Consider the following 8,248-nt stretch of genomic DNA (forward strand, 5'->3'; position numbering starts at 1 on the left):
TGCCGACGGTCACGTCCGCGTCGCCGTCATCCGGTGTACGCCGCGAAGATCTTCGAGAACTCGTACGGCGTCTGCGAGATGTTGGTGCACTTGTAGGTGGCGCCGGTGCACGCGTTTGCGTCCCGGCCCTCCTCCCAGAACGAGAGCATGCCCAGGTGCTTGCTCTGCGCGAAGGCGACGAGCTGACGGGCGTCGGCCTGGTCGTAGACGTGTCCGTCGTCGTTCTGGCCGAGCATCGGCGTCACGCCGACCATCGCCCAGAGCTGCGCGTCGGACTTGGTCGGATAGAGGGACTTGAGCTGTCCGAACAGGCTGTTGGCGGCCTGGACCGCCGCGTCGCCGTAGTCGACGCTCTGGTAGTAGTCCATGGCCATCACATTGACCATGTCCAGGTTGACGCCCGCGTTCTTCGCGGAGGTGACCACGTTCAGCCCGTTCGTGTCGAGACCGTTGGGCAGCACGGGCAGGGTCAGCGAGATCCGCAGACTCGGGTGGGACTGCTGGAGCAGCGCCAACGCCTGTGAGCGCAGGGCGATCGACGCGGGTTCCGCGACCGCCGAGCCCTCGATGTCGAAGTCGACGTAGGACAGGTTGTACGCGTCGACCACGGCGCCGTACTCGGTGGCCAGCGCACTGGCCGAACCGCACGCCTGGGCCAGTTCGATGCCGCTCGCGCCGCCGAAGGAGACCTTCACGTCCCCGCCGGCCGCCCTGATGGCGTCGATCTGGTCCTTCGCCCACGCCTGGCGCGGGTCATAGGCGTTGAACCACGACGCCTTGCAGCCCGCCGAGGTGACGAAGGCGAGCGTGAAGCTCTTCACGCCGCTCGCCTGGGACATCGCCGTGAGACTCGGCGTCGGCCAGGCGCCCATGTCCACGTACGGCGCGGTACGGATCACGCCGGGGCTCGGATTCCCGCCGCCACCGGTCGCGCTCGTGGTGCCGCTGACGGCCGCGCTGTACGCCGAGTAGTTGCCCGCCGCGTCCTTGGCGCGGACCTGGAAGGAGTACGCGGTGGACGCCGCGAGACCCGTCGCGGTGTACGAGGTGCCGGTCACGGCGACCGGCGTGCCGCCGTTGCGTGAGACCTCGTAACCGGCCACGGAACCGGAGTTGTCGGTCGAGGCGTTCCACTTCACCGTCAGCGAGGAGCTGGTCGGCGAGCCCACGGTGACGCCGCCGGGCACGGTCGGAGGCGTGGTGTCGGAACCGCCGCCACCGCCGCCCGCGTCGCAAGAAGCCCCGTTGAGCTTGCAGTTGGCGGGGGTGGCGGTTCCCGAACCCACCCAGCCGAAGACGGCCGAGGCGCCCGGCGCGAGCGTCCCGTTGTAGTCGCGGTTGGTGAACGTGTAGTGCGTGCCGCCGGACGTGGCGGACTGGGTCAGCAGCGCGTCCCAGTAGCTGCCGACGCTGCTGCCGGAGGCCAGGTCGAACTCGACCTTCCAGGAACTGATCGCGGAACCGCTGCCGTTGGTGATCGTGTACTGCGCCTGGTAGCCGCTGCCCCAGTCCGAGGTCTTGGCGAAGGCCGCGCCGACGCCGCCGGCCGCCGAGGCGGGAGGAACGAGGAACAGGACGAGCGTGCCGAAGAGCGCGAGGAGGAGTGTGAGGGATCTTCGCATGCCGGACTCCCATTTGGTCTGTACCAATGCCGCCCAGGATCTGGATACTTGACCGGCGCCGCCCCCGTCAATAGCGCCGCTGGCACCTCACTGACCACCCCCGTCACGGTGCGGTGCCTCAACCCCCGTACGTGCTCGCGGAGTCGGCGAGCACGCGACCGAAGTCGGCGGCCAGCACGGCCGCTTCCGGCACCCGCAGGTCCGCGACGGTGATCCGTACGCCCGGACCCGCACCGATCCGGAACCGCGACCCGCCCGCCACCCACCAGCCCTGCGACCGCAGGCCGTTGACGACCGCGGCCTCGTCGCGCACCGGCACCCACACATTCAGACCGCTCACCGCGGCCCCGGTGATCCCGTGCTCCGCGAGCGCCGCGATCAGCGCCTCGCGGCGCTCGGTGTACGCCGTCCCCGCCGCGGCGACCAGTTCCGCCGTCGCCGGATCGGTCATCAGCCGGACCACCGTCTCCTGGAGCACATGGCTGACCCAGCCCGACGTCAGCAGCATCCGGCCGTCGTGGCGGGCGAGCGTGACCGGGTCGCAGGCCATCGCCGTCCACCGCAGATCGGTGCCCAGATGCTTGGAGACCGTACGGATCTGCGCCCATCGCCCCGGACCCCGCGCCCCCGCCGTGGTGAGCGAGTGCAGCGGACCGCCCGCCGTGTCCGCGCTGTGGTCGTCCTCGACGACCAGCACCTCGGGCGACCCCGCCAGCACCGCGAGCAACTCCTCCCGGCGCGCCTCCGACACCCGCGACCCGTACGGATTCTGCGCGCGCGGACACAGCACCACCGCCCGCGCGCCGGCCCGCAGCGCCGACCGCAGCGCTTCCGGCCGCATCCCCTCGTCATCCACCGCCACCGCGAGCGTCCGCAGCCCCAACGCCGGTACGAGATCGAGCAGATGGTGGAAGCCGGGGTCCTCGACGGCCACCGCGTCGCCGGGCCGCAGCTCCACCGACAGCAGCCGCGCGACGCAGTCCAGCGCGCCGTGCGCGAAGGTCACCTGCCCGTCGGGCACCCCGTCCCGGCGGAACCACGCCCGCGCCAGCTCCTCCAACTGCGGCAGCCGGGGCGAGGCGCGGTGCGAACGCGCGCCGGGCGACAGCCGTCCCGGCGGCACCAGATCCGGCAGGAAGGCCGGGTCCGGATGGCCGCCCGCCAGATCCCGCAGCCCCTCTGGCACCCGGGGCGGACGGCGCGAGGCCACCGAGGGCGCCGACGCGACCACCGTCCCGCCGCGCCCGCGCGTCACCACGATCCCGCGCCGCCGCAGCTCCTTGTACGCCGCCGCCACCGTCCCCGGACTCACGCCGAGCCCATCCGCCAGCGTCCGCACCGGCGGCAGCGCGTCCCCCGGCCGCAACCGCCCTTCGGTCACCGCCCGTTCGGCCGACGCGGCAATCTCCCTGGCCGTCGCACCGCTGATCGCATATTGTGTTGCCACATACATGAGTATGTACCAATACAAAGCCGTACGGCAAGCGAGTACGTGGCGGACGAGCGGCGAACGGACCCGGTGACGAGGGGGAGCGGACACGATGCGGATACCGCCGATACCAGGAGGCCCGGACGGGCGGCGGATGCTCTGGATCAACCTCATCGACAAGACAGGCTCAGGACTCTGGGTCGCCGTCACCGCCCTCTACTTCGTCCTCATCGGCGGACTCAGCACCGGCCAGGCCGGACTGCTGCTCGGCCTCGGCGGCGCCGCCGGCATCGCGGGCGCGCCCGTCGCGGGCCGCCTGGCCGACCGCGTGCCGCTCACCCGCGTGCTGTTCGCCGTCCAACTCCTGCGCGGCGCCTCCAGCCTGCTGCTCCTGCTCGCCCACGGCTTCTGGCAACTGCTGCCCCTGGTCGCCCTCGGCAGCTTCGGCGAACGCTCCGCCTCCGTCCTCACCAAACTCTTCGCCGCCCGCGTCGCGGGACCCGACCGCGCCCGCTACCAGGCCGTACAGCGCACCGTCGTCAACGTCGGCTACACCGTCGGCGGCCTCGGGGCCTCCGCCGCCCTGGCCATCGGCACCAGCGCGGTCTACCGCGGCCTGCTCCTCGGCGACGCCCTGTCCTTCGTCCTCGTCGCCGCCCTGGTCGCCCGCTGCGCCGAACCCCCCTCGGCCAGCAGAACCGTCGCCGCCCACACCGCCCCGACCGCCACCACGGCCACAACCTCCCTCCCGCACCGCGAAGTCGGCGCCCCCTCGAACCCCTGGCGGGACCGCGGATACCTCCTCTACGCGGCCCTCGACTCGGCGATGTTCCTGTACGGCTGCGCGCTCAGCGTCGGCATGCCGCTGTGGATCATCACCCGCACCGACGCCCCGCACGGCCTCGCAGCCGCCATCTTCGTCGTCAACACCGTCATCGTGGTCGCCTTCCAGGTCCGGCTCTCCCGGCACGGCAGGACCCCACGCGTCGCCGCCGACTCCCTGCGCCGGGTCGCCGTATGGTTCCTGCTCTCCGGAGCCGCCACGGCCGTCGCCGTCGTCCACACGCGATGGGCCGCGACCGCCGCGATCCTCGCCGCCGCCATCGCCTTCACCGTCGTCGAGATGATCCAGTCCGCCATCTCCTGGGAACTGTCCGTCGCCCTCGCACCCGACGACGCACAGGGCAGCTACGTCGGCGTGCACGGCCTCGCCCAGTCCACCTCACGCTGCGTCGGCCCGCTGCTCATGACCTCCGTCGTCATCGCCACAGGACCGACCGGCTGGATCGCGCTCGGCGCCGTACTCGCCGCCGCCGCGCTCCTGCAACGCCGCCTGGTCCTGCGCCGCCTCGACCGACCGCACCCGACCGCCGCAGAACCGCCGTTGTCAGTGCCCCCGGTTACGGTGAGTGAGCACTAGGGGTCATCGGGACCCCGGTGCCACACCGAGGGGGAAGCATGTCCAGCACCAAGAACCGCACCACCCACCGCAAGAACCGCCACGCCCGCGCCGACCAGGCACAACGCCCGCCCCGGCACCGCGCGGCCCACCGCAGGGCGCTGCGCCGCGAAGCCCCCACCGTCGTCGCCCTGCTCCTGGACGACGAGGACTTCGCGGCCCTGACCGACCACCGCAGCTTCGCCTTCGACAACTACGCACAGTATCTGCACGCCGTCGACGCCTTCCTCCGCCACCTGCACGCCCAGGGCCACCACATCGCCGTCACACTCTTCGACCCCGACGCCTACGCCGCCTACTGCACCACCACCCGCCAGCCCCCGGACAGCGCCACCACCCGCACCCACTACACCGCGGAGGCGACCGCCGCGGGCCCCTCCATCGCCTACACCCGCCAGTCCCTCACCCTGCTGCGCGCCCAACTCGCCCACGAAGCCGACCGCCGCGCCACCTGGGAGAGCGCCACCGACGCCCTCACCCGGGCAGGCACCTGCCCCGACTGCGGACAGGACCTCGCCCACTGCGCCTTCGACCGCGCCTCCGACACCCTGCTGCGCCTCATCGAGACCGTCGGCCCCGGCACCCACCACGTCGTGTGCAGCCTCCCCGCCGACGACGGCCCACTGCTCGCCGCCGTCCACGTACACGCCGACACCGACGACACGATCGAACTCGCGGAGAACGACGCCCTCGTGCTCTGCACCGTCATGGCCGCCAGCACCGCCACCGGCCGGACCGGAGGCGTCGTCCTGCGCACCACCCACGACGACGAACGGCCCGACACCGTACGCGGCTGGTCCCTGCGCGACGGCCACCTCCACCCGCTCACCGAAGCGGAGGTCTTCAACGCCTACTGCACCGACGCCGCCACCGGCGACCCCGTACCGCCCGAGCACGGCGTCGTCTACCGCGCGGGACTCCCCCTGCCGCCACCGCCCGTCGACCACATCGGCCCGACGGGTCCCTTCGGACCCCTCACATGAGGGAGAGGCCGCAGTACGGGACCGGCTAGCGCGGAACACCGGGCCGATGACAAAACGGCGGAGGGCGCCCCACCCCGCACGGGTGGAACGCCCTCCGCCAACCGGCCCGACCGCCGTCGTAGCCGTCGTCGGCTCACTCGCCGGACAGCACGCCCTGCGCCGCCCGCCGCGCATCATCGGCGCTGTCGGTCGCCCGAGCCGCGGCAGCCGCACGCTCGCACTGCGCCAGCGTGTACTTCGCCAACGTCGCCCGCACATAAGGAATCGACGCCGCACCCATCGAAAGGCTGGTGACACCCAGACCCGTCAGCACACACGCGAGCAGCGGATCCGCCGCCGCCTCACCGCACACACCACAGCTCTTGCCCTCGGCCCGAGCCGCGTCCGCGGACGCCGCCACCAGGTCGAGCAGCGCGGGCTGCCACGGGTCCTGAAGCCGCGACACCGCACCGACCTGCCGGTCCGCCGCGAAGGTGTACTGCGCCAGGTCATTGGTGCCGAGCGACAGGAACTCGACCTCCTGGAGAATCGACCGCGCCCGCAGCGCCGCCGACGGAATCTCCACCATCGCACCGAACTTCGCCCGCAGCCCCGCCGCACGGCACGCGTCCGCGAACGCCTTCGCGTCCTGACGGTCCGCCACCATCGGCGCCATGACCTCCAGATACACCGGAAGCCCCTCCGACGCCTTCGCCAGCGCGGTGAGCTGCGTCCGCAGCACCTCCGGGTGGTCGAGCAGCGACCGCAGCCCCCGCACACCCAGCGCCGGGTTGGGCTCGTCCGCGGGCGTCAGGAACTCCAGCGGCTTGTCGGCGCCCGCGTCGAGCACGCGCACCACCACCCGGCCCTCGGGGAACGCCTCGAGCACCTGGCGGTACGCCTGAACCTGCTTGTCCTCCGTCGGAGCCTTCGAGGAGTCGTCCAGGAACAGGAACTCCGTACGGAACAGACCCACGCCCTCCGCCCCCGCCGCCACCGCCGCGGGCACATCGGCCGGGCCGCCGACATTCGCCAGCAACGGCACCTTGTGCCCGTCCGACGTCGCACCAGGACCCGACGACGCCGACAGCGCCGCCTTCCGGGCCGCCGCCGCCTCGGACAGCGCGGTCCGCTTCTCCTCGTCCGGCTCGACGAACACCTCACCGGTGCTGCCGTCGACCGCGATCAGCGTTCCCTCGGCCAGCTCACCCGCACCCGGCAGCGCCACCACGGCCGGCACCCCGAGCGCCCGCGCCAGAATCGCGCTGTGACTGGTCGGCCCGCCCTCCTCGGTGACGAAACCGAGCACCAACGCAGGGTCGAGCAGCGCCGTGTCCGCAGGCGCCAGATCACGCGCGATCAGCACATACGGCTCGTCGCTGTCCGGCACACCCGGCATCGGCACACCCAGCAGCCGCGCCACGATCCGGTTCCGCACGTCGTCCAGATCCGCGACCCGACCGGCCAGATACTCACCAGCGCCCGCCAACAGCGCCCGGTAGGAGGCGAAAGCGTCGTACACCGCGCGCTCGGCCGTACTCCCCACCGCGATCCGGCGCTCGGCGTCGGCCAGCAGCTCCGGGTCCTGCGCCATCAGCGCCTGCGCCTCGAGCACCGCCTGCGCCTCGCCGCCCGCGAGATGACCGCGCGCGGTCAGATCGGCGGCCACCGCCTCGACGGCCTGCCGCGCCCGACCCTGCTCGCGCGGAGCGTCGTCCGCCGGGATCTGCTTGGCGGGCGGCTCCAGAACAGCGGTGCCCATGTGCCGTACCTCGCCGATCGCCACACCGTGGCTGACACCGACGCCTCGCAGCGTTGTCTCCATCTCACCCGTCTCCGGTCGATGCGGCGGGTCGATGACGCCGCCGCTTAGGTTGCGTGCCCCCGCTGGCCTGACTCCTGGCGGAGCGCGGGACTACTTCCAGGTGAAGAGAGTGCCGCCCGCTTCGATCTCGCCGCTCTCCGCGACCTCGCCGAGCGCTTCCACCGTGGCCTCGAGCGCGACCACGGGGCACACCGGCGACTTCCCGGCCTCCTCGACGGCCGCCGGATTCCACCGGACGACCTCCTGGCCGCGGCTGACGGTGTCGCCCTTGGACACCAGCAACTCGAATCCCTCGCCATTGAGCTGAACGGTGTCGATGCCGAGGTGCGTCAGCACTCCGTGCCCTTCGTCGTCCACGACGACGAACGCGTGCGGGTGCAGAGAAACAACGACTCCGTCCACCGGGGACACCGCCACCGTCGACTCGCGCACGGGGTCGATGGCCGTACCCGGTCCCACCATGGCGCCGGAGAACACGGGGTCGGGCACTGCCGCGAGCCCGATGGCCCGTCCGGCCAGCGGAGAAGAAACGGTCGTCATGGGAAGCCTCCTATATGCGGAGCTCAAGACGCCGTCACTGCCTGTCACCGGACGGCGAGGCCGCGAGAGCAGCCTAAGTCATGTCAAGTATGGATTCCGCCCGAGCGGAAGCGACCACATGATGACCCTTCCCGATCGGAAGTCTGTCATCCGGCCACCCTCAGCCACCGTGACTGTCACCGCGACCGCAACGGCCGCGGTCGATTTGCTCCGAGCGGGGGAGTCCAGTACGTTGGCACAACCGCCTCGACGAGACCCGCGGAAACGTGTGTGCTCGGAACGGGGTTGGTAATTCCGACCGAATAGCTTCTGCTAAAGTCGGAGACACGACGAAGGGAAAGCCCGGAGGGCCGGTGAAACGGTCTGAAGGAAGCTTCCGTTCCTTGAGAACTCAACAGCGTGCCAAAAGTC

6 protein-coding genes are annotated in these 8,248 nt (G+C 71.6%); 2 read left to right on the forward strand and 4 right to left on the reverse strand.

Going from position 1 to position 8,248, the window contains the following annotated elements; genetic code table 11:
* Positions 1 to 26: 26 nt before the first annotated feature.
* Positions 27 to 1,622 (reverse strand): cellulose binding domain-containing protein, encoded by a 1,596-nt coding sequence (locus ACIO6U_RS33250; protein WP_401724811.1) that lies wholly within the window; start codon positions 1,620 to 1,622, stop codon positions 27 to 29.
* Between the two features lie 118 nt (positions 1,623 to 1,740).
* Complete coding sequence (locus ACIO6U_RS33255; protein WP_401724814.1) at positions 1,741 to 3,069, reverse strand: aminotransferase class I/II-fold pyridoxal phosphate-dependent enzyme; 1,329 nt, start codon at positions 3,067 to 3,069, stop codon at positions 1,741 to 1,743.
* 94 nt (positions 3,070 to 3,163) lie between these two features.
* Between ACIO6U_RS33255 and ACIO6U_RS33260 the strand changes: the two genes are divergently transcribed.
* Together ACIO6U_RS33260 and ACIO6U_RS33265 are read left to right on the forward strand one after the other, a co-directional pair.
* Positions 3,164 to 4,471 (forward strand): MFS transporter, encoded by a 1,308-nt coding sequence (locus ACIO6U_RS33260; RefSeq protein WP_401724817.1) that lies wholly within the window; start codon positions 3,164 to 3,166, stop codon positions 4,469 to 4,471.
* 38 nt (positions 4,472 to 4,509) lie between these two features.
* Positions 4,510 to 5,493, forward strand: coding sequence for a hypothetical protein (locus tag ACIO6U_RS33265; protein WP_401724820.1), 984 nt, complete (start codon positions 4,510 to 4,512; stop codon positions 5,491 to 5,493).
* Positions 5,494 to 5,626: 133 nt separating this feature from the next.
* Here ACIO6U_RS33265 and ptsP read toward each other — a convergent pair whose 3' ends face one another.
* Together ptsP and ACIO6U_RS33275 are read right to left on the reverse strand one after the other, a co-directional pair.
* Positions 5,627 to 7,297 (reverse strand): phosphoenolpyruvate--protein phosphotransferase, encoded by a 1,671-nt coding sequence (gene ptsP, locus ACIO6U_RS33270; protein ID WP_391050064.1) that lies wholly within the window; start codon positions 7,295 to 7,297, stop codon positions 5,627 to 5,629.
* Between the two features lie 90 nt (positions 7,298 to 7,387).
* A complete protein-coding gene (locus ACIO6U_RS33275; protein ID WP_355344104.1) occupies positions 7,388 to 7,837 on the reverse strand; it encodes a PTS glucose transporter subunit IIA in 450 nt (149 codons plus the stop codon).
* Positions 7,838 to 8,248: the final 411 nt, after the last annotated feature.

Source organism: Streptomyces sp. NPDC087422 (assembly GCF_044744145.1).
In the GTDB taxonomy this organism is placed as follows: Bacteria; Actinomycetota; Actinomycetes; order Streptomycetales; family Streptomycetaceae; genus Actinacidiphila.

Coding starts and splice junctions, on each gene's coding strand:
- ACIO6U_RS33260 (WP_401724817.1), top strand. CDS start 3,164: ATGCGGATACCGCCGATACCAGGAGGCCCGGACGGGCGGCGGATGCTC.
- ptsP (WP_391050064.1), bottom strand. CDS start 7,297: ATGGAGACAACGCTGCGAGGCGTCGGTGTCAGCCACGGTGTGGCGATC.
- ACIO6U_RS33275 (WP_355344104.1), bottom strand. CDS start 7,837: ATGACGACCGTTTCTTCTCCGCTGGCCGGACGGGCCATCGGGCTCGCG.
- ACIO6U_RS33250 (WP_401724811.1), bottom strand. CDS start 1,622: ATGCGAAGATCCCTCACACTCCTCCTCGCGCTCTTCGGCACGCTCGTC.
- ACIO6U_RS33265 (WP_401724820.1), top strand. CDS start 4,510: ATGTCCAGCACCAAGAACCGCACCACCCACCGCAAGAACCGCCACGCC.